At 45.4% G+C, this 20664-nt stretch carries 16 protein-coding genes; 7 read left to right on the top strand and 9 right to left on the bottom strand.

Annotated features, from left to right (window positions below):
* Positions 1-217 precede the first annotated feature (217 nt).
* Entirely contained in the window at positions 218-1162 is a 945-nt protein-coding gene (locus tag ACYVK4_RS15545; RefSeq protein ID WP_461128439.1) for a hypothetical protein, read from the top strand.
* 189 nt (positions 1163-1351) lie between these two features.
* Here the strand turns inward: ACYVK4_RS15545 and ACYVK4_RS15540 are convergent, their stop codons facing one another.
* Positions 1352-1600, bottom strand: a complete 249-nt coding sequence (locus ACYVK4_RS15540) for a hypothetical protein (RefSeq protein ID WP_461128438.1) — start codon at positions 1598-1600, stop codon at positions 1352-1354.
* Positions 1601-1628: 28 nt separating this feature from the next.
* Here ACYVK4_RS15540 and ACYVK4_RS15535 point away from each other — a divergent pair, with 28 nt between their 5' ends.
* A complete protein-coding gene (locus ACYVK4_RS15535) occupies positions 1629-2714 on the top strand; it encodes a tetratricopeptide repeat protein (RefSeq protein ID WP_461128437.1) in 1086 nt (361 codons plus the stop codon).
* Positions 2715-2725: 11 nt separating this feature from the next.
* Here ACYVK4_RS15535 and ACYVK4_RS15530 read toward each other — a convergent pair whose 3' ends face one another.
* The 4 genes from ACYVK4_RS15530 to ACYVK4_RS15515 form a co-directional block, all read right to left on the bottom strand.
* Positions 2726-4309, bottom strand: coding sequence for a serine hydrolase (locus ACYVK4_RS15530; RefSeq protein ID WP_461128436.1), 1584 nt, complete (start codon positions 4307-4309; stop codon positions 2726-2728).
* 240 nt (positions 4310-4549) lie between these two features.
* Positions 4550-6310: a 2-succinyl-5-enolpyruvyl-6-hydroxy-3-cyclohexene-1-carboxylic-acid synthase gene (gene menD, locus ACYVK4_RS15525; protein WP_461128435.1), complete on the bottom strand. Its 1761-nt coding sequence runs from the start codon at positions 6308-6310 to the stop codon at positions 4550-4552.
* Positions 6311-6334: 24 nt separating this feature from the next.
* Positions 6335-6742 carry a response regulator gene (locus ACYVK4_RS15520; protein ID WP_461128434.1) on the bottom strand — a complete coding sequence of 136 codons (408 nt, stop codon included), beginning with the start codon at positions 6740-6742 and terminating at the stop codon, positions 6335-6337.
* Positions 6708-7871 carry a sensor histidine kinase gene (locus ACYVK4_RS15515; RefSeq protein WP_461128433.1) on the bottom strand — a complete coding sequence of 388 codons (1164 nt, stop codon included), beginning with the start codon at positions 7869-7871 and terminating at the stop codon, positions 6708-6710. The genes ACYVK4_RS15520 and ACYVK4_RS15515 overlap by 35 nt, the downstream gene beginning before the upstream one ends.
* A gap of 283 nt (positions 7872-8154) precedes the next feature.
* On the opposite strand from ACYVK4_RS15515, the gene ACYVK4_RS15510 reads away from it, so the two are divergent.
* Genes ACYVK4_RS15510 through trmB form a run of 3 tightly spaced genes read left to right on the top strand, consistent with a single transcriptional unit; the run spans position 8155 to position 11050 of the window.
* Complete coding sequence (locus tag ACYVK4_RS15510) at positions 8155-9099, top strand: energy transducer TonB (protein WP_461128432.1); 945 nt, start codon at positions 8155-8157, stop codon at positions 9097-9099.
* Complete coding sequence (locus ACYVK4_RS15505) at positions 9099-10385, top strand: bifunctional folylpolyglutamate synthase/dihydrofolate synthase (protein WP_461128431.1); 1287 nt, start codon at positions 9099-9101, stop codon at positions 10383-10385. The genes ACYVK4_RS15510 and ACYVK4_RS15505 overlap by 1 nt, the downstream gene beginning before the upstream one ends.
* Positions 10386-10387: 2 nt before the next feature.
* Entirely contained in the window at positions 10388-11050 is a 663-nt protein-coding gene (gene trmB / locus ACYVK4_RS15500) for a tRNA (guanosine(46)-N7)-methyltransferase TrmB (RefSeq protein ID WP_461128430.1), read from the top strand.
* Positions 11051-11151: 101 nt separating this feature from the next.
* On the opposite strand, the gene gap is transcribed toward trmB, so the two are convergent.
* A complete protein-coding gene (gene gap, locus ACYVK4_RS15495) occupies positions 11152-12144 on the bottom strand; it encodes a type I glyceraldehyde-3-phosphate dehydrogenase (RefSeq protein WP_461128429.1) in 993 nt (330 codons plus the stop codon).
* Between the two features lie 1294 nt (positions 12145-13438).
* On the opposite strand from gap, the gene ACYVK4_RS15490 reads away from it, so the two are divergent.
* Both ACYVK4_RS15490 and ACYVK4_RS15485 read left to right on the top strand, forming a co-directional pair.
* Entirely contained in the window at positions 13439-14254 is an 816-nt protein-coding gene (locus ACYVK4_RS15490; protein ID WP_461128428.1) for a 2,3,4,5-tetrahydropyridine-2,6-dicarboxylate N-succinyltransferase, read from the top strand.
* 159 nt (positions 14255-14413) lie between these two features.
* Positions 14414-14938, top strand: coding sequence for a helix-turn-helix transcriptional regulator (locus ACYVK4_RS15485; protein ID WP_461128427.1), 525 nt, complete (start codon positions 14414-14416; stop codon positions 14936-14938).
* An 887-nt stretch (positions 14939-15825) separates the two neighbouring features.
* On the opposite strand, the gene ACYVK4_RS15480 is transcribed toward ACYVK4_RS15485, so the two are convergent.
* The 3 genes from ACYVK4_RS15480 to ACYVK4_RS15470 form a co-directional block, all read right to left on the bottom strand.
* Positions 15826-17265, bottom strand: a complete 1440-nt coding sequence (locus ACYVK4_RS15480; RefSeq protein WP_461128426.1) for a tetratricopeptide repeat protein — start codon at positions 17263-17265, stop codon at positions 15826-15828.
* Between the two features lie 142 nt (positions 17266-17407).
* A complete protein-coding gene (gene gyrA / locus ACYVK4_RS15475) occupies positions 17408-19924 on the bottom strand; it encodes a DNA gyrase subunit A (protein WP_461128425.1) in 2517 nt (838 codons plus the stop codon).
* A gap of 277 nt (positions 19925-20201) precedes the next feature.
* On the bottom strand, positions 20202-20651 hold the full coding sequence (locus tag ACYVK4_RS15470) for an RES family NAD+ phosphorylase (RefSeq protein ID WP_461128424.1): 450 nt from the start codon (positions 20649-20651) through the stop codon (positions 20202-20204).
* Positions 20652-20664: the final 13 nt, after the last annotated feature.

Genomic DNA, 20664 nt, shown 5'->3' with positions numbered 1-20664 from the left:
CGGTTTCTCCCGGCGTCTTATTTTCTATGCAAGTATAAGTGTTTTTACGGCTGAGTTAGTTCGTCCTATGCCCAACATATCGTTATGGTGGATAATAACAGGTTATGGAAATTTGACACCTAGCTTTTACACAACCTAAAATCGTACCGTTTACGAAGTGGCTTGCCGAAGGTCCTCTTCAGCCGTGTATATTACATTTCCTGTAGCCAATTTCCTGATGCTCCAAAATTTTTTTGCGGTGATCAGCCGTATGTACAATTTCCTTATTTCACTGATTGTCGCGGTCATTCTGGGGGTGTCAACCTGGGTAAGCTGGCAGTATTACCAGGAGTCAGTGCTGCAGAGCGAATTTGTGAAGGAAGGCAAACTTGTGTCTGTACGCGTATCCGAAGCTGATCATACCCAGCGATCATGGCGTGACATATTGGCCAATAGCGCCTATCTTACCATAACCTATGCTGGAAAGACGTACACTAGCCGATATGTGATGGATAGTACCTACGTAGGGAACGGCGATCGGGTCGCCATGTTGTACCATGCGGGCTACGATAAACTTCGCCAACCGGACTCGGAAGTAAAATTTGACCGATCAACCCGGACGTCCAGGTTAATCGACTGGACGTCGATTCGTGATTTTACTAATCTTCATCGATTGTTGTTCTTATGCCTGCTGCTGACGACAGCTTCATTTTTCTTTATTTCCGGGGTGATCGTATCTGTAATACCTATTTCTCTTCTGTCAAATATGGCTCGTTTATTGTTTGTCTTTGTGCTGTTGCTGGGTGGTGTTTTCTTTTCGTATGATGTCTGGGCCTACATTAGGTATTACAACCATCTGAAACATGAGGGGAAAGAAGTTAAGGTACGCGTCGTAAATACCGATCGGATTTCACAGGGACGAAGCTCAAAAGCACATTGGTATGACTATCGGGCGACGATTGTGCATCAGCAAAAGGAGCGGGTCATTCCCATCAGCGAGGATGACTTTACTGCCCTAAAGCCCGGAGATAACCTGAGCGCTTTATATGATTCGTCGGTCGATGATTATATGTCCAGCGATTTCGTGGCAGATTATTGGAAAGTCGTTGTTCCGCTATTTTTCTTTCTGCTTTGCTATCTATTTGGTAGACCGACATTTAACCGTAGACCAGCCTCTTTCTGAGTCGAAAATTAATCCGGTCAATGTCTGGCACACTATGCACAAAACCATCAGGCTCAAGTGTCAGGCTTCGCGGCTTCTTCGTTTTTTTTGTTTGCGGATGGTTGAAGTGACCAGCAAAACGGCATCATTAAAGTGCTTCGCCTTGCTTTAAACAGACGGATCGAAACCGGCGTATGGGAAAGAATGTATTTAAAAGATGTCATTCCGATCACCCGTTGCCTGCCAGTCCGAATCCATCTCCTGAAAGCGGAGTGCGACCCGGCTTAGAAACGATTCATCCAGCAGTTTAGGGACGTTTTCGGGGTCGATGAGGTCCATTTCACTAACCTTATAGGTTTGCTCATACGGTCCAGCGTCAATTTTGACAATATATTTGCCATTCCAGGCATACAAACCTATTCGAAACTGGGGATGGGGAATATCCTGAACAAATCGCATGTTAACGTTCTTAGATAATGTATACTGAATGAATAATTTATTGAAAAGACTATTAAAGGTGTTAAAGGTAAGTAACTCCCAGTATCAATACCTGACTTGGGTATTCTTTGGTTGTCTATTATCTGTTTCGCTGGAAAGTTGTGGGGACACGAACACGGAAGAAGCGGCTCAGTTTTTTCTGAGAGGTAATGTTCAGCTTCAGAAACGCGAATATAAAGAAGCCATCCGTTTTTATTCGGAATCACTTACCAAAAAACCAGACTTTGCCGATGCCTATAATAACAGGGGGTTGGCCAAATTTCGCAACGATGACCGGGAAGGAGCATTAATCGATTATACCCGTGCCATTGAACTGGACCCTGATTTCGGTACTGCCTATTTTAATCGGGCTGAAGTTCTTTTAGAAACGGGGGATGCTGCAGGCAGTGTGGCTGATCTACAGCGGATCGAAAAGCAATACCGGGATTCAACGTTCTACCAGACCCGGTTGGGCGATGCGTATGTGCAATTGAATAAGCTGGCTCCGGCACAGGCTGCTTACGACCGGGCTTTACAACTCGATGCCAAAAATGTGGAGGCATTGACGAATCGCGCGGCTCTATATTATAACCAAAAAATGTATGACCAGGCAAAGCAGGATATTCAGCAAGCCCTGCAATTAAATCCTAAACAGGATGCAGCCCTGAACAACCAGAGTTTATTACTGGCTCACGATGGCAATTATGCAGAAGCACTCAAGTATGTAGAGCGGGCCCTGGCTATTCAACCCCGTCAACCCTATTACCTGAATAACAAAGCATTCTTATTGCTGAAACTAAACCAACCGAGCGATGCTTTACCACTCATTCAGGAATCACTCCAGCGTGACGACCGGAATGCCTGGGCGCACCAAACGCTCGGTCTTTATTATTTAAATCAGAAACAGTATGATAAGGCACTGGTTGAATTTCGCCAGGCAGAAACCCTAAACTCTTCGGTAGACCAACTTTATTATTACATCGGTACCGCCGAGGCCGCACTAGGGCATAATGACAAAGCTTGCGAGGCCTGGCAACGGGGCGAAACCGCCGGTGATGCCCTGGCTAAACGTGAACGGGCTACCCATTGTCGGTAGGTTAACTCCGATCAGTTCGTTACTCGCACCAAGTTCAGATCCTGAAAGTCGAAGCTAAAATCGGTAAGGGGAGAAATTGGTTTCATATCAATAGAGGTTGGCTTTCCGCTGCTGTTGAGGTGAAAATTAACGTATGCGTCGGCGTCGAAGCTTCGGTTGTTCCACTTTACAATAAATGTATTGTTTTTATAAGCATACATCTGGCCCGTCAGCTTCGGCGAACGAACAGCGTGAAACCAGAGGGTACCGTCTTTTTGTGTAATCTGAACATCCCCAAACCAATTGTCCCGGTAGGTTCCGGTAAACATGGATTGATCAAATTTGGCAGGGCTGGTTTTCTGCACTTTCTCGATTGTATCCCAGGTTTCCCTGGTGATTTTTTCCGCTTCGGCCAGGCCCGCTTTTACCCGTTCGTGATAGACGGTTATCCAGTCGGTTGGGGGAAGCCCTAAATAGCTGTCTTTAATGGTATTGGTAATGGCGCTGAAAGCGGCCCCGACTTGTTGGTTGGTGAACACGATAATGCCCAACTGGAGTTCAGGAATCAGCGTCACCTGCGTAACCATTCCAGCCAGTCCACCGGTATGAGTTACCTGTTTATACCCCTTCACATCGCTGAGTCCCCAGCCCAGTCCGTAGGCAGAGAAATGAGTATGGTAAGGGGGCGTTGGGGTAGGGCTAACCGGTAAAATGGTTTGCGCACTCCACATGTCGGCATGGACTTTCTCGCTGAACAGTTGTTTGTTGAGGTTTTCGCCAAACTTACCCTTGTTCAGTTGTGCAATAACCCATTTGCTCATATCCGAGACACTGGAATTGATACCCCCTGCCGAATTGCCAAAACGGAACATATCCCGGCTAATTACCTGAACAGTCCCGTTTACGGGGGCATGGGCATCGATCACATTAACTTTATCTGTCAAACGACTGTATGTGCCTGCGCTATGGAGCATACCCAGAGGTTTCATTATACGGTCCTCAACAAAGGCTTCCCAGCTTTGTCCGCTCACCCGTTCGATGATTTCACCGGCCACCATGTACAGCAGATTATCGTAATCATATTTGGTCCGGAAACCGGAAACTGGTTTTAGATACCGTAAATTATGGATTACGTCTTTGATGGTAAAGGTGCTCGAATCGGGCCAGAACATCAGGTCCCCGGCACCCAGACCGAGGCCACTGCGGTGCGTGAGCAAGTCCCGAATGGTGAACTCCTCCGTTACGTAATCATTATACATCCGAAACTCCGGGATGTACTTGATCACTTTATCATCCCAGGTTAGCTTTCCCTCATCCATCAATATACCAAGTGCGGCAGCGGTGAACGCTTTGCTGTTGGAGGCAATCCCGAAGCGGGTGTTTTCATCCACTTTCTGCCCTGATTTTAATGACCGTATGCCATACCCTTTGGCATGAATGACCTTCCCGTCTTTCACGATGGCCACGGCAATGCCCGGCACATCGAACGTCGTTCGCGTTCGTTCAACAACGGCGTCAATCTGACCGGGCGTTATTACCTGCCCGTAGATCGCACAAGTGAAATGAGTAAACACGAAGATGATAGCCGTGAGGAGGGGTATGAGATGCTTTTTCATGGTTTCTTGACAGACAGAAAAACAAAGAAACTGTTTTAATGAATTGAATGAGTTGTAGCGTTCTGTAAAATATATACTTGTAAAAGTATTGAACTATAACTACAGGTATAGTTCAATAAAATTCCTAAACGAGCATTTTCTTTGACAAACTGATAGGGGCGGGTTGACCCGGTTTCAGTCAGTTTATTTTCTGGTGAAAAACGGAAGTTGAACCGTATAGGCTAGAATCAATTTTGTTGATTATGTTTGGCTGTGCAGACTGCGTATTGTGGCTTTATAGGTAGCGAACTGTTCCTGATTGGCTCGTTTATCGGTTGTTAGTTCCAGCAGCTTAGCCGAGTTACCCGGTTGAAAAAAGTCGGGCAATAGTATTCTGAGATTTTCTATCGAATCGCAAACGGAATAAGTCAGGTTAGCGTCTTCGGCGGTGTTGCGTGCCGTATAGCCATGGGGCGTCTCAAAAAATGTTTCGAGTTCGGGCTGACGTCCCGGACCCTCGATCATCCGAAAAATATGGCCGCTATCATTATTCAGTAAAATGATACGAAGATTAGGAGGAGTTGGTGCCGACCAGAGGGCGTTGCGATCATAAAAAAAAGCGACATCACCAATCAGCAGGGTTACCAGTTGATCTGTCATCAGGGCTGCTCCTACGGCTGTGCTCAAACAACCATCAATACCACTAACCCCCCGGTTACCCCACACGCTGATTTGTTGTTGATCCGATACGCCACAAAGGTTTGCATAACGAACCGGCATACTATTCGCCAGATGAAGCACCGATTTTTCGGGTAGCTCTTCCAGAATCAGGTGAACCGCTGACCAGTCTGTAAAGCGAGTCGTCTGACCGTCCGTATGTTTAGAAAGAGTTTTTTCGACAAGACGCGTAGCTTTTCGGTCAATTGCCTGCCAGCTATGAAGAAACGCATGCGCATCGTCATCTTCGTCGCCCGATAAAAATCGCTGGTAGTCGATATCGTCGAAGAGTTTTTTCAGGAAGTCGACCGGTTCGGCCGGGATTAACGCTGTTAAACTCTGGAGTGAATCATTAATCCGGTCGATGGAGGGATGAATATGCCAATGCCGATTGGCCGGATATTGCCGAAGATACGTTTTCAGGTTTCGTGTTAAAAATGAATGACCGATTGTCAACAGCAGGTCGGGTTTGAGCGACCGGGCTGTTTCTGCATCAATGCCGGAAAGGAATGTATCGGTACGGGTGATGAAGAGATCATTTTTTGGAATGTTTCCTACAATTTCCCCAATTACCGGAATACCCAGTTCTTCACTGAATTTTCGCAGAAGGGTCAGCAATGTTGGATTATAGGGTAATTGACCGATGGCGATAAGCGTCCGTTCACTCTGTTCCCATTCCTGGAGCAATCGGTGCCAGGATTCCGTTGTGAGTGTAGGTTGAGCCGGATAGACATTTATCTGCCGGGCAGGTTCGTACGTAAATGCATCGTTGGTATCCGGGTAGAAAGGCTCCCTGAGGGGTACATTCACATGGACGGGCCCCGCTGGATGAAGCTGGCTAAGCGTAATGGCTTCCTGTATTGATCGTTCGATAAACCAGCGTGAGTCGGCATGGGAATAATCGGCGGGAAGGTCGTAACTCCGCTTCACATGGGTGCCAAACACCCCAACCTGATTGATCGTTTGTCCATCCTGCTGATAGAGCCATTCATGAGGGCGGTCAGCGGTGAGGAGCAGGAGAGGTGTTTGCCCAAAAAAGGCTTCGACAACCGCCGGAGCCAGGTTATACACGGCACTTCCCGATGTACAGATGATAGCAACAGGTCTGCCACTCTGTTGCGCCATACCCAGGGCTACAAAACAAGCCGATCGCTCATCGGCCATAACGCGGGTACGAAGTTTCGGGTGACGGGCTACCGCCAGGGTAAGCGGGGCAGACCGGGAACCGGGTGAAATGACGACATCAGTAATACCACGTTGATAAAGAAGTTCGGCAATATTGACAATTGGTTGTAAAACGGGCATAGAATAACGCCGAAAAGCGGCTTATTATAAAAAGTACGAATTAACCATTTCCTGTATCATGGCCTTCGTCAGGGGCTTGGTCCGATAGGCTTTAACATCAACCCACCGCTGAGCTTGTGCAGTATCCCCTGGATTGAGGGACGTCGTTAGCATCAGAACGACTAACCGGCTTTTTAAATATGGTTCCAGCTTTTCATATTCGGCTAAAAATTCAAAACCATTCATCCCCGGCATATTGATGTCGAGTATGAGAATGTCCGGTCGAATATAGTCCGGATGATCAATGTCTGTCAAATACTTGAGTGCCTGCCTTCCCCCTTCGGCGATTCGGGTGAAATCGCACTGCCCCGAATCCTCAATGACCATTTTGTGCAGGAAATTATCATCGGGATCATCATCAATGAGAAGGATGCAATGAATGGGTTTGGGCATAATGATGACTAGTTTTAATCACTTTAGGAATGGTAACGAAGAAAGTAGTCCCCTCGCCAAGTTTACTTTCGAGCCATATTTTACCGCCATATATTTCAACTACCTTTTTACAGGTGGCCAGACCAATACCGGTACCCGGGTATTCATTTCGCCCATGCAAACGCTGGAAAATTTGGAAGACACGATCATAATACTGGTTCTCAATACCGATTCCATTGTCGCTGACCGAAAACTGATATTGGCTTCCCTGGTCTTTTGCCTGAATGCTAATGCTGGGAGCAACCCCCGGCCGACGGTATTTGAGTCCGTTGGTGATCAGGTTCTGGAAAACTTGTTTCAGATCGGTTCGATGAGCCAGCAGCGTAGGCATTGGCCCCACCTGAACAAGTGCCCCGGTGCTTTTTATCTCCATCTGTTGATCTTCAAGGATTTCGCTCAGGACGGTATTCAGATCAACGTCAACGAATTGTAGTTCTGAACCAACCCGTGAAAAATCGAGTAGGTCATTGATGAGCACCCGCATCCGGTCGGCGGCTGCCGTCGACACCCCAATTAGACGTTGCGCATCGCTATCGAGTGCTTCAGCGTGTTTGCTTTCGAGCAGTGAGAGGTAATTGACGATTGTTTTGAGAGGTGATTGTAAATCGTGGGAAGCAATGTAGGCAAATTGCTGAAGTTCTTCATTCGAACGGGAAAGTTCCTGCATGGCCTGTTGCCGAAAGGAAAGTTCCCGATCATATTCTTTCGATGTACGCAAGCCAACGGCCTCATTGAAATAGCGTATCAGGGCAATTACTGTGGCAACCGACACCCCCGCCGTCATAAAACGGATCAATGCATTGATCCGATAGGCAGGCCACCAGAACATCATAGCGTCGAGCAGGTGTGTGAGCCCACAGAGCAAGATAAAGGCCCCAAAAAGCCAGAAAACTCCGGATAAAGGAACGCCTTTTTTGACAATAAGAAAACGGATCAGAATTAGCGGTATTGCCATATAAGCCAGCCAAATGGTAGCGTCTGAAGCTATATAGAGCCAACCGTGAAAATCGGTCCAACGTCCGCAATACCACCTGGGCGGCCAGTCACTTGTATCGGCGAGTCGTTGAAAAAACTCGATTAGTTGTTCCATAAATGATGTAAAGTACGTATATAGTAAATGGGCTTAGTAGATAACCGGTCTTCTTCAAAATTCAATCAGTCAATCAAAGATAAACAAGAAGCTAAAAGTTGCCTTACCTATTCCTATAAAAGTATTGGATGGGAGCAGTTGGTAACATAGCTTGAGGAGTTGTCATGGACTTTCTCTCGTGGATTTTCTGTTACTTTGTTAATCACTCGCTGCCTGTTCTTCTGGCAGGCATAAACGAAGCTGCTTTTATTGACGTTATAAGCTTGAAAAACTAAAAGCCTGCATGAACCGTATAACCTTTGAGAACGAAGACGAAATTCGTGTCAAGTCTTTCGCCGGGGCCCTAATCATTAACGGGATTCTAATTGCCCTGTTATTGCTGGTAAACTTATCGCAAACTGTTCCCAATCCACCGCCTATCGAATTTGTCGAAGTAAACTTTGGTACCGATTCACGGGGTAGTGGTCGTATTCAAACGTATAATAAAGCATCGGATTCTCCAAATCCTGTTGATGTGAAAGCGGCTGATAAACGACCGGATCCGAAAGTAAATACCACCCCGCGACTCGTAAAGACCCGTGTGACGCCATCTCCAAAAGTAGAGGAGGCTAAACCTGCAAAAACGGCAACGGAGAAGCCAATTATAACCAGTAAGGCAGAAAGTCCCGTTACCACGCCCGAGCGTCCCGAGCCAAAGCGGGTTGAATCCCCAAAAGCCACAGCTCCCGTTGAACGCCCGGCACCTCCTGCACCCACCAAAAAAGTAGAGACGGTCAATAATGACGCCTTATTTAAAAAGTCGTCGGGGGGAGGTGGTTCTAATGGGACCGTGGGGAAAGCTTCCGGTTCGGGAGGCAATAATAACGGCGATGATGCCGATGGTGTTGGGGACAAGGGCAACCCGAACGGTAAAATTAACGCCAAAGAGTTTTACGGCACCCCGGGCGGTTCTTCTTCTGGTGTTGCTTTTGATGTATCCGGCTGGTCCATGGCGAGTCGTCCCAGTGTGAATGATGATTCGGACGAAACCGGAAAGATCGTCTTTAAAATTACGGTGGATGGTGAAGGCGAAATAACCCGAATTCAACAGTTGCAGAGCACTGTCAGCCCCTCGGTGAGCGAAGTTTACCGAAAGGCTGTTCAGCGGCTACGGCTGCGCCCTAAAGGAGGAGCGACTCCGCCAACAGCAACAGGTACCATTACGTTTATCATCAAGGCTAAAGATTAATGCAGTATTCGGAAGCAATCGACTACCTGTACAGTCGGCTCCCAGTTTTCCATCGGATAGGGGCCAAAGCGCTTAAACCTGGTTTAGGTAATATCCGGTTATTATGTGAAGCCCTTGGTAATCCTCAGGATCAATTTAAAAGTATTCATGTTGGGGGGACCAATGGCAAAGGAAGCAGCTCACATATGCTGGCGGCCATTTACCAGTCAGCTGGCTACCAGGTTGGGCTATACACCTCTCCCCACCTTAAGTCATTTACGGAGCGTATCCGTATCAGCGGTCAGCCAATTCCTGAAGGGGAGGTTGCGGCCTTTGTTGCCCGTCACCAGGCGCTTATTGAGGAAATAGAGCCTTCATTTTTTGAAGTTACTGTCGCCCTGGCCTTCGATTTTTTTGCCCGGCAGGCAGTCGATCTGGCGATCATAGAGGTAGGCCTTGGTGGTCGACTCGATTCAACGAATATCATTAAGCCGGAAACTTCGCTGATAACTAATATAAGTTACGATCATACCGATATACTGGGGGATACGCTAGCCCAGATTGCCTATGAAAAAGCAGGTATTATTAAAGCGGGTATTCCAGTTGTTATCGGTGAAACGCATCCAGAAACAGAAGCCTTATTTCGGTCCACGGCTTCATCCCTTAAGGCACCCATCCAATTTGCGGACCAATTATATTCAGTTAAAGACCTGGGTATTCGTTTAGGATGGCGTGATGTGGAGGTTGTACGAGAAGCCGACGCCCCTCAACATTTCACTCTTGATTTGGTAGGCGGGTATCAGCTCAAAAATCTGCCGGGCGTTCTGGCTGTTGTTTCTGTATTACAATCCCAGTTTCCACTTTCTATTGATGCGATCCGAACCGGATTAACTTCTGTAACCCAGTTGACGGGTTTAAAAGGCCGCTTTCAGCGCTTGAGCGAAAAGCCCCGGGTAATCGTTGATACAGCCCATAATCAGGCAGGCTTAACGGTATTATTTGATACGGTATCATCGATCCAATTTACAAAACTTAGGATCATTCTGGGCTTGGTAGCTGATAAAGACAGACGTAAAATTCTTACTTTGTTCCCCAAGGAGGCTATTTATTACTTCTGTCAGGCGCATACCCCCCGTTCGTTATCAGCTGAACTATTGCAGCTGGAAGCCGCTGAAGTTGGCTTGCTTGGTGAGGTTTTCACTGATGTTAATTCAGCCCTTCAGGCAGCTTTAGGAGAGGGCGCGTCCGACGACCTTATTCTCATTACTGGCAGTAATTACACGATTGCCGAATTAACAAATTTATAACTGTGACTCGAAGAAAAACCCACCGTTTTTTGCAAAATGCAGAAAGTTTAAATGTTATTGAAAATGGTAAACCACTATACAAAACGATACGTGGTCAATGGCGTACTGAATATTTTAGGAACGACAAGCCCATTGTTCTGGAATTAGCTTGTGGAAAAGGGGAGTATACCATTGGATTGGCGCAGGCATTTCCTGATGTAAATTTTATTGGTGTTGATATTAAGGGTGATCGTATTGCTCGTGGTTCTAAAGCAGCTCAATCGATGGGCTTAGCGAATGTTGCCTTTCTTCGTACGGATATTAATTTCCTTACCGAATTTTTTACGGAAGGGGAGGTTAATGAAATATGGATTACTTTTCCAGATCCACAACCCCGACCGAAGCAGGAAAAACACCGGTTAACCCATCCTCGTTTCCTGGCTATTTATCAAACACTTCTTGTTTCAGGAGGCACATTACATTTGAAAACTGATAATCCCGAACTGTTTGCCTATAGTCTGGAGCAGGTCAAACAAGCCAAAGGGGGCGATTTACATTATACAACTGACCTTTATAATTCCGAGTTGAATAAGATACATCTAGGTATTAAAACAAAATACGAACAGCTGTTTTTTGACAAAGGATTTACAATTAACTATTTACAATGCAAAATGGGTGTGATTTAACAAAATCACACCCATTTGTAAATTAACATTTATAATATTAGTGTTTAACAGCGTAAATAGAATTTAAGATACATTTTGTAAATTGAATCCTATTTACATCATTAAAACAACTTGGCTATCAAATCAGCCACCCGGCTTGAATAACCAAATTCATTATCATACCAGCCTACTACTTTGGCCAGCGTACCATTGACTGCCGTCAATTTAGAATCGAAAATGCAGGAATGAGGATTACCTACGATATCAATTGAAACGATTTCGTCGGTATTGTACTCAAGAATGCCATTCAGTGTAGTTTCAGAAGCCTTTTTGATGGCTTCGTTGATCTCCTGGATGCTAGCTTCCCGCTTTAAAACAACCGTAAGGTCTGTTAAAGAGCCGTCTGGCGTTGGAACACGCATGGCGTTGCCATCCAGTTTACCTTTTAACTGAGGAAGAACAAGGCCAACAGCTTTAGCCGCACCCGTTGAGGTCGGTACAATGGATAATGCAGCTGCGCGAGCTCTCCGTAGGTCGGAGTGAGGAGCATCCTGTAAATTCTGGTCAGCCGTGTACGCGTGGATTGTAGTCATGTATCCTTTTTCGATACCAAAAACATCATCCAGAACTTTAGCCATCGGGGCCAGACAGTTCGTCGTACAGGAGGCATTGGAGATGATCGTTTCTTCGCCAGTTAGCGTATCATCATTAACACCCAAAACAACAGTTGGAATATTTCCCTTAGCAGGGGCGGAGATTACAACTTTGCGGGCACCAGCTTCCAGGTGCATACCCGCACCGGCTTCATCAACGAAACGGCCTGTAGATTCTAAGACAACATCTACTTTTAAATCACTCCAGGGCAATTTCTTGGGATCGCGTTCAGCGTATGCATTGATTCGGACTCCATTAACTGTCAGACTATCCGAATCCGAACTTACCGTTCCGGAAAATTTACCGTGAACCGAATCATATTTTAGCAGATGCGCTAGTGTCGCATTGTCTGTTAGGTCATTGATGGCGACTATTTCAATGTTTTCCTTTTCTAGTAGTCGTCTGAACGATAACCGCCCAATACGGCCAAAGCCGTTAATAGCAACGCGTATTTTTTCCATGAACAGAGAAAATTGGTTTGTTTTCAGGTACAAATATAGGGATTAAATAAGCCTTTTCATTACGATAAAAATTAGTAAAGAATTTTAGTAAAGTAGGGGAGGGTGTCTAAACGTTAGTATTAAGATTGAAAATTTAGCATTATGCAGGCATTTTACTAACTATTATTAGCATTATTAGTAATTTATACTAAATTTTGTTAGTATTTACTAATATATTTGCTAATTGAATTTATTATTACTAATATTCTAATTTTTCCTTTAAATAGGAGTGGCGTAAATAATGATTTTTACTAATCTAATTATGAACATCCTTTTTTAGTATATTTTTATCATTAATCAGATTCAATGAGAAGTATATTTCATAGAAACGACGGAGTTTTTCTACAGTTATTGGCTTTAATGTTTTGCTAAAATGATTAATTATTAGAAGTAATACTTTTTCAGTGCCTCCAATTCCAGTGTCAATAGTATCTATATAGTATTACTTGTCGTAATCGTATTTGATGTTAGGTATGCAGTATAAACCACAATATTCATTTTACGATTCTTTCACGCTTATCTGAATTTACCGCATAAATAGATTACCATTAGCACGAAGTTATTTATTTCAACTTATTAGGCTTTAAAACCCTCCAAAGCATATCGTTCTTAGTATTGTTGATTTTTCCTCCTCCATAGCCGGTATTATAGGCTAATTGTATAACAGCTATTTGGCACACCTCAGTAGAAAGGATCTATCGCTTATTTGGTCCTGCTTTAGCGATTGTTTTATCAGATTACATGCTACATAATTTAAGCTCTCCAAAGTACGGCCCAATATTTGTGTCGTTACTAATCGAAACTGGGATAAAGAAGAATTAAGTTGGTTATCTTCTGCCATCACTAGATTTTCTTAAAGACGTTTAAACAGAACCAAGAAATAGGGTGTAGTTCGACCTCTCTATCTATAAAGGATCAATGTTAAGATCTGGCTCGTATTTAAGGGATACCGGACAAATTAACACATCCAGACCAGAGCGTTTTAAAGTCAGAGGCTGTCTCCTGTTGGCCATGTTCTTACAAGAACGGACATCCGGCTCCTTTTGCCCATTCTGAGATTGTAGCCGCCAGCTAGTGTTTTGAAATAAATTGGAACTTTATATTTCAACTATACACCTGTAAGTGTTACCTTTGAAAAAATAAAAAAGAAGATTATATAATATCGTTGTATAACAATATAATATTTTGTCTTAAATATTAAAAGTCTTATATTCAATTAGTTATGTTATTATCTATAAACTTTTACTTTATTTAAATGACAAACAAAATCGAAGAAATCTGGGCTAACCGTGAGTTGCTAGCTGAGCCAGAATCCTTACAGTTAATCAAAGAAGTAATAAATCAATTAGATAGGGGAGAACTGCGTGTTGCCACTCCTCCTACGAATGACTCGGAACAGTGGACCGTTAACGAATGGGTTAAAAAAGCGATTCTTCTTTATTTCATAAGTCAGCAAATGAAAACTGAAGAGGTCGGTATTTTTACCTTTAACGACAAGATACCCCTCAAATCAAATTTTGCTGAAGCGAAAGTTCGTGCTGTCCCACCGGCAGTTGCCCGCTTTGGTTCTTACCAGGCACCCGGTGTTATTCTCATGCCATCTTATGTAAATATTGGGGCTTATGTAGATGAACGAACAATGGTCGACACTTGGGCTACTGTTGGCAGCTGTGCTCAAATTGGGAAAGACGTTCACCTGAGTGGGGGAGTTGGTATTGGTGGTGTTCTTGAACCACCCCAGGCGGCACCGGTCATAATCGAAGATGGCGCTTTTATCGGTTCACGCTGCATTGTTGTAGAGGGTGCTCACATTGGTAAACGAGCCGTTTTAGGTGCCGGCGTGACAATTACAGGGTCTTCCAAAATAATTGACGTGACTGGTCCTGAACCCATCGAGTATAAGGGATTCGTTCCTGCTAACTCGGTCGTTATCCCCGGCAGTTATGCTAAACAGTTCCCGGCGGGCGAATACCATGTTCCATGTGCTATTATTATTGGCCAGCGAAAAGCATCGACCGATCTTAAAACGTCATTGAATGATGCCCTTCGGGAAAATAACGTCTCTGTTTAATATTGTAATTATTTAAACTCCATTTCATTATTTACATTTTTATATTACTTTTGTTAATTTACATAGCCACACATTTACTTGTGTGGCTATTTTATTTTGTAAATTACAGATGTTTATTGCTAAATTGTTTATATTTGTAATATATGCGTTATTTAACTTATGAATGTGATGTCCATAAATGACAAAATTAAACAGATCCTCATTGATAAGAATTTAACACCTTCTTATTTTGCCGATGAGATTGGGGTTCAACGCTCAAGTATTTCCCATATTTTATCGGGCAGGAACCGGCCTAGTTTTGATATTATTCAAAAGATAATTCGACGATTTCCAGAGCTGGGCTATGACTGGATCATGGAGGAAGACGGCCCGTCTGGCAATCAAACGCTATCTTCAGGTTATGGAAATCGTACGACTTCCCGACCCGTACCCGAGCGGCCTGACCGATTCAATACAACTCCATCTTCTGTTTCATATCCTACACAATCGCCGGGCATCAGAACCCAGCGAAATGAAATTCCACCGATCACCATGCCTATGCCGGGCGCTTCCGTTCCCATGGAGCCTTCACCAACTCCATCCGAATCGACCGGTATATCCTCGCCAAATCCTGACAAAAAAGTTGAGCGCATCCTGATTTTTTATACCGATGGTTCCTTTAGAGAATATACGCCTTCACATTGATCTGTAAATCCTTCGATTCATCTGATCGTTTTCTTTTAAAGTACAGGTTGGATTAGTGAAGATTCAGGTCTTCGTAGGCTTTAACAATTCAATAAGATTGACGCTTTTAGCAGGATACTTCCTGTTAATTTTCATATTTTTTTGCCGGGACCGGGTATTTTATATCTGCATGGAATTGTCTTTTTCAGCAAAACAAGGAGGTAATCTTCGATGCTCCGGTAGCTCCAATCACTCCGTGAATTGAATCCTTTTTCAATGGTTGGCTTAAGGACGTCAACATTGATTCGCCGAAAGCAATTCAACTTTACTGCTATGGGAAGGAACGGGAAGACAAATCCATTGAGCTGTTGGGCAGGCGTATAAATTCTTATGGGATTGTAAACATCCTTACCAGTTGAGACCCCAATGAAACGTCAGGCCACCAGATTACTCATGAACTTTCCAGCTTACCAAACCGCTTCGACTAGAACTCTTAAATTCGTTTATTTAAAACCGAATTACTTCGTACAGTTCATGGACAACCGATTTAGCTTTTGTCTCATTTTGGATTTTTATCAAACCTTGTAGATTTAGAGCAATCAGTCAATCAGTATTTTCATTGTACCCAGGAGGTTCTCATTTTTTTCGTTGATTTACTTCTAAGAGGGTATTTATAAGGTTTAACGACGTACCTCTCTTTTTGTAAAAAGGCCCCTTTTGGCCTTGCAGAGCCTGTTTTGGGGTCGTAAACTACCTAAGTCCTTGTAAAGCAACACTTTAGTGTTCCACGTGGATAAGTTGTTGATAAGTCTGTGGATGACCCCATATTATTTGTTATATAATTTATATTATGTTAAGTAAAGTTTTTATTAAATAGGGACAGCACCCTCAAGTACTGCCCCTATTTGTTATTTACTCTCAATACAAACGATCTTCTTCTCTTCGTACTGCTTCAGAATGTTCGTCAGGTTCGTCAGATTTTCATTCACGTCCGCATCGTCTTTAATCGATTTAGCTTTTGTGAAATAAGGTAAGGATTGCTTGAACTTACCGCAAACTTTACCATCCAGCTCTTTACCATTCTTGTTATACTCGGCCATATCCATCCGGTCTACGCCACGCTTCATTTCAACGGCCTCATTGAAAAGGAAAACTGCCATGTTGAAATTAGCATCGTAGTTGTTCGGATCGATCGCGAGGGCTTTTTCCAGGTAAATCTTTTCCTGGGCTTTATTATCCGCCTGCGACTGTTTCAATTCAGCCAACCGCTTCGCCCCATCAGCAGCAGCACCTGCATTGGCCGCTGCTTCTTTTGCCTCAGCTTCCAGTTTAGCTATTTCCGTTTTCTGTTCAGCCAACCGTTTCTGCACATCACTCAGCTGACGCTTTAACTCCGGCTTGGGAGTTTTCTTGATGGAGGCCTGCAAACGAGCAATCTCGCTGTTGTAGGCATCGACTATGCTTTTTGCATCGGCCATCTGCTTAGCGGTATTGCCACCCTTTTTACTATCCCCTTCCAGTTTCCGAATCTCTTCATTAGACTTATTGGCGATGTTGTTGTAAACGATCGACAGGTTCACCAGATTCTGAACGTTGTTGGGATCTTTTTCCACCATCTGCTTCATGCCGGTAATGGCTTCTTCCATCCGGTTGCTCGACAGCATGATATTGATCTTTTCGTTTGAAAGATCCTTATTGCCAGGTGCCAGCGCAATTCCTTTGTCTAAAGCAGCCAGTGCTTTATCCACTTCATTGTCGGCCCGGTACAGCATAGCCAGCGATCCGTAGATGGTGGCATCCTTTCCTCCACTGGTAATATACTTTTCCAGTTGCGTCTTTGCCGTTGCGTTGTCTTTTATCTGCTGGGCAGCAATAGCCGTGTACAGGGGCGCCAGGGTGTCCTTAGGGTTTATATCACCCGCTATAGCCATTGACTTCATGGCATCTGCATAGTTTTTGGACTGGAATTTGGCAACCCCCTGCTGCATGAACGCGGTAGCCATGAGGGGTGCCTTTAGGGCTTCCTCTGCTTCTTTGGCTAATTTACCAGGACCACCTTTTTTGTCCTTGTCCAATTCAATTACCTTCTTATACGCATCATAAGCGACCGTTGCAGCGGCTGAATCGACTTTCATCAAACCCTGTGCAGCAATGTTTTGGTAGGTTTTAGCCCGATCCATCCAGGTAGCGGCCTTTGCTGATGCTTTTGCATCGGTAATATCCTTGTCGCTCTTTTCTTTTTCCTTTTTAGAGGCTTCGACGGCTAGATCTGCCCCCGTGGTGCCTTGCTGGGCGCGTACACCTGTTGAGAGGAGACACGCGACGAGTACTACAAAAACTTGTTTCATGTGTAAACTGGGGTTGTGTTTTCTTATTAAAAACGAAATTACGGAATCTGTCTGTATAAGCATGACCTCTCTTAAAATGTTTGAGCCGCCAATACTGATTGTTATATCAGAAAAGGCGGCTCAAACGACATCTATATTGTTACTAATCGACAACAACAGCCTCCGGTTCGGAAGCAACCAACTCCTCTCCTTCTTCCCGTTTGATTTTTGTTACCGACGATATCTCATCACCCTCATTCAGCTTGATCAGGCGAACGCCCTGGGTGTTACGACCAATCACACTAATGGCATCGACCGGGGTTCGAATGGCAATACCCGATTTGTTGATGATCATCAAATCATCATTATCGGCTACGTCCAGTATGGCAACCAACCGGCCAACTTTCTCCGTTACCTTCAGCGTACCCACACCCTTGGCACCCCGGTTCGTGATCCGGTAACCATCGATATCCGTACGCTTGCCATAACCGTTCTGCGAAACAACCAGCAGTTGAGCTTCTGCGGATGAGATACATACCATGCCAATGACATGATCGGTCGTGTCTTCATCATCAAGGGAGATCCCCCGCACACCAGCGGCTGTCCGGCCCATGGGGCGTACCCGACTTTCGTGAAAACGTACGGCTTTACCGGCACTCGACGCAATCACAATGTCATTGTCGCCATTGGTCATACACACACCCAGCAACTGGTCGTCCTCATCGATTGTAATGGCAATGATTCCGTTTTGACGGGGACGGGAATAGGCCTCCAGCATGGTCTTCTTAATGGTGCCTTTCCGCGTACACATCACAATATAATTATTGTTGATGTAGTCCTCATTCTTGAGATCCGACACATTAATAACCGCGCGAACTTTATCATCGGACTCAATATTGATAAAATTAGCCAGTGGCCGACCTTTTGACGTTCGGGATCCTTCGGGCAGTTCATAAACCGGAAGCCAGTACAGACGACCTTTCTGCGTGAATGCCAGCAGGGTGTTGTGCATGGTAGCCGTAAAGAGATGCTCCGTAAAGTCTTCCTCCTTAGTCGCGGCTGCCTTGGCCCCTACTCCTCCCCGACCCTGCGAACGGTACTCCGTCGTTGGTGTCCGTTTGATGTAGCCTTCGTGCGAAATGGTAATGACCATGTCCTCATCGGCAATCAGCGACAGGTCACTGATGTTGCCATCACCCAATGGATTGATCTCGGTCCGACGCTCATCGCCGTAACGGGCCCGGATATCCGTCAATTCATCCCGGATCACCTGCCGTTTCCGTTCTTCGCTGGCCAGAATCTCTTTCAGGTCAGCAATTTCCTTCATCAGTTCGTCGTATTCTGCCTGCAGCTTATCCCGCTCCAGACCCGTCAGACGCTGCAAACGCATTTCCAGAATGGCTTTAGCCTGCACATCGCTCAGACTGAAACGCTCCATCAGACCCGTACGGGCTACTTCCGGGTCGCGCGACGAACGAATCAGTTCAATAACGGCGTCGATATTATCCAGCGCAATTAAGAGGCCTTCCAGAATATGCGCCCGCTTTTCAGCTTCCCGGAGTTCGTACTGCGTACGACGGGTAATTACCTCGAACCGGTGTTCGACATAATACTTCATCATGTCCTTCAGGTTCAACATCATCGGACGTCCCTTCACCAGGGCGACGTTGTTGATACTAAAGGATGACTGGAGTGCAGTATGCTTGTAAAGGTTGTTCAGAACAACGTTTGGAATAGCGTCTTTCCGAAGATCGTACACGACCCGCAGGCCGTCCCGATCCGACTCGTCACGGAAAGCAACGATACCTTCTATTTTCTTATCGTTGATCAGCTCGGCCGTTTTCTCCAGCATCACCGCTTTGTTCACCATGTACGGAACGTCCGTTACGATGATCTGGGTTTTACCCCGGTTCTCTTCAATGGTAGCATGGGCCCGCATAACAACCCGACCACGACCGGTCTTGAACGCGGACTTAACACCTTCCATGCCGTAGATGGTAGCTCCCGTCGGGAAATCAGGTGCTTTCACGAACTGCATCAGCTCCTCAACGGTAATGTCATAGTTCTCCAGGTAAGCCAGGATACCATCTACCACTTCCGTCAGGTTGTGTGGGGCCATGTTGGTAGCCATACCAACGGCAATACCCGACGAGCCATTCAGCAATAAATTCGGAAGCTTGGCCGGCATAACGGTCGGCTCCAGCAGGGAGTCATCGAAGTTACCCTGGAAGTCAACCGTTTCTTTGTAAATGTCGGTCAGGAGTTCATCCGCAATTCGTTTCAACCGGGCTTCGGTATAACGCATAGCCGCGGGTGAATCGCCATCAATGGAACCAAAGTTACCCTGTCCGTCAACGAGTGGATACCGCAACGACCAGTCCTGGGCCATCCGGACCATCGTATCATACACGGAGGAATCACCGTGCGGGTGATATTTACCCAGTACCTCACCAACGATACGGGCAGATTTCTTATGGGGCTTGTTATAGTTCACCCCCAGTTCGGCCATACCAAACAATACCCGACGGTGAACGGGTTTCAAGCCGTCACGAACATCGGGCAACGCACGCGAAATGATAACTGACATTGAATAATCAATGTAAGCACCCCGCATTTCGTCTTCAATGTTGATGGGAATGATATTACTGGGAGTTTCGAGGTCGGGAGTTTCGTCCGCCATGTGACAAAGGAGTTTCGCAGAAAATTACTATTCCAGCCTACACACTGCGCGTAGACCGCTCTATAGACAAATATACAAAATTTTCAGGAGAAAAGAGAAATAATGCCGTGAAATCACGCCCAAAGGGCTTAAATGGACCTCAAGAAACTCATTTTAACAGCCTTAAAACGACGCTGTCAAGCCCTTACATCATCTAGATCAAATACAATTCTATTTCAATTAAAACATAACAACTGCCAGCACCGATCCTGACAACTTTACTCCTATCCTCAACGGCCTATAATTTGATACGGGGATCGAAAACGAAGGGCTCTGTACTCAGCAAGCGGATACGACCAAAGTCAGGATGGGCTGGGTTGAGCAGGTAATTCCACTCGCTGGGAATAATGGCCGACGGCACACGAAGCACCGCTGAGCGGCTACTGCTTATCCATTCTCCTCCTATCTGCTGGCAGCGGGTGTACTGCTGGTAATCAAACCAGTCGGGAGGTAAGGTTTCGGGAGATATAGTGTCAATAGGCAGATGATCAGGCACATCAATGACCATAACCCGAAAAACATCCATCAGCCCCTCCCCACCCCGGTGAACAACGTTCTCCAGACAGGCCAGCGCGCGGGTTGCTGCGGTATAAATAACAAACTGTCCACGGCTATTCCAACGGGCTGCCCCACCGGAGGCAACCAAACGGTCGGCATAAGCCGCTTTGGTAATTCGATAAACGATCATTGGGTAATGTAGG

This window comes from Spirosoma aerophilum, from assembly GCF_054782495.1.
This window is presented reverse-complemented; position numbering and strand designations above follow the sequence as displayed.

Excerpts from the sequence above, each read along its gene's own strand:
- ACYVK4_RS15535 (WP_461128437.1), top strand. The coding sequence starts at position 1,629 with ATGAATAATTTATTGAAAAGACTATTAAAGGTGTTAAAGGTAAGTAAC.
- ACYVK4_RS15485 (WP_461128427.1), top strand. The coding sequence starts at position 14,414 with ATGAATGTGATGTCCATAAATGACAAAATTAAACAGATCCTCATTGAT.
- menD (WP_461128435.1), bottom strand. The coding sequence starts at position 6,310 with ATGCCCGTTTTACAACCAATTGTCAATATTGCCGAACTTCTTTATCAA.
- gyrA (WP_461128425.1), bottom strand. The coding sequence starts at position 19,924 with ATGGCGGACGAAACTCCCGACCTCGAAACTCCCAGTAATATCATTCCC.
- ACYVK4_RS15505 (WP_461128431.1), top strand. The coding sequence starts at position 9,099 with ATGCAGTATTCGGAAGCAATCGACTACCTGTACAGTCGGCTCCCAGTT.
- ACYVK4_RS15470 (WP_461128424.1), bottom strand. The coding sequence starts at position 20,651 with ATGATCGTTTATCGAATTACCAAAGCGGCTTATGCCGACCGTTTGGTT.
- ACYVK4_RS15480 (WP_461128426.1), bottom strand. The coding sequence starts at position 17,265 with ATGAAACAAGTTTTTGTAGTACTCGTCGCGTGTCTCCTCTCAACAGGT.
- ACYVK4_RS15520 (WP_461128434.1), bottom strand. The coding sequence starts at position 6,742 with ATGCCCAAACCCATTCATTGCATCCTTCTCATTGATGATGATCCCGAT.
- ACYVK4_RS15530 (WP_461128436.1), bottom strand. The coding sequence starts at position 4,309 with ATGAAAAAGCATCTCATACCCCTCCTCACGGCTATCATCTTCGTGTTT.
- ACYVK4_RS15540 (WP_461128438.1), bottom strand. The coding sequence starts at position 1,600 with ATGCGATTTGTTCAGGATATTCCCCATCCCCAGTTTCGAATAGGTTTG.
- ACYVK4_RS15510 (WP_461128432.1), top strand. The coding sequence starts at position 8,155 with ATGAACCGTATAACCTTTGAGAACGAAGACGAAATTCGTGTCAAGTCT.
- ACYVK4_RS15490 (WP_461128428.1), top strand. The coding sequence starts at position 13,439 with ATGACAAACAAAATCGAAGAAATCTGGGCTAACCGTGAGTTGCTAGCT.
- ACYVK4_RS15515 (WP_461128433.1), bottom strand. The coding sequence starts at position 7,871 with ATGGAACAACTAATCGAGTTTTTTCAACGACTCGCCGATACAAGTGAC.
- gap (WP_461128429.1), bottom strand. The coding sequence starts at position 12,144 with ATGGAAAAAATACGCGTTGCTATTAACGGCTTTGGCCGTATTGGGCGG.
- ACYVK4_RS15545 (WP_461128439.1), top strand. The coding sequence starts at position 218 with ATGCTCCAAAATTTTTTTGCGGTGATCAGCCGTATGTACAATTTCCTT.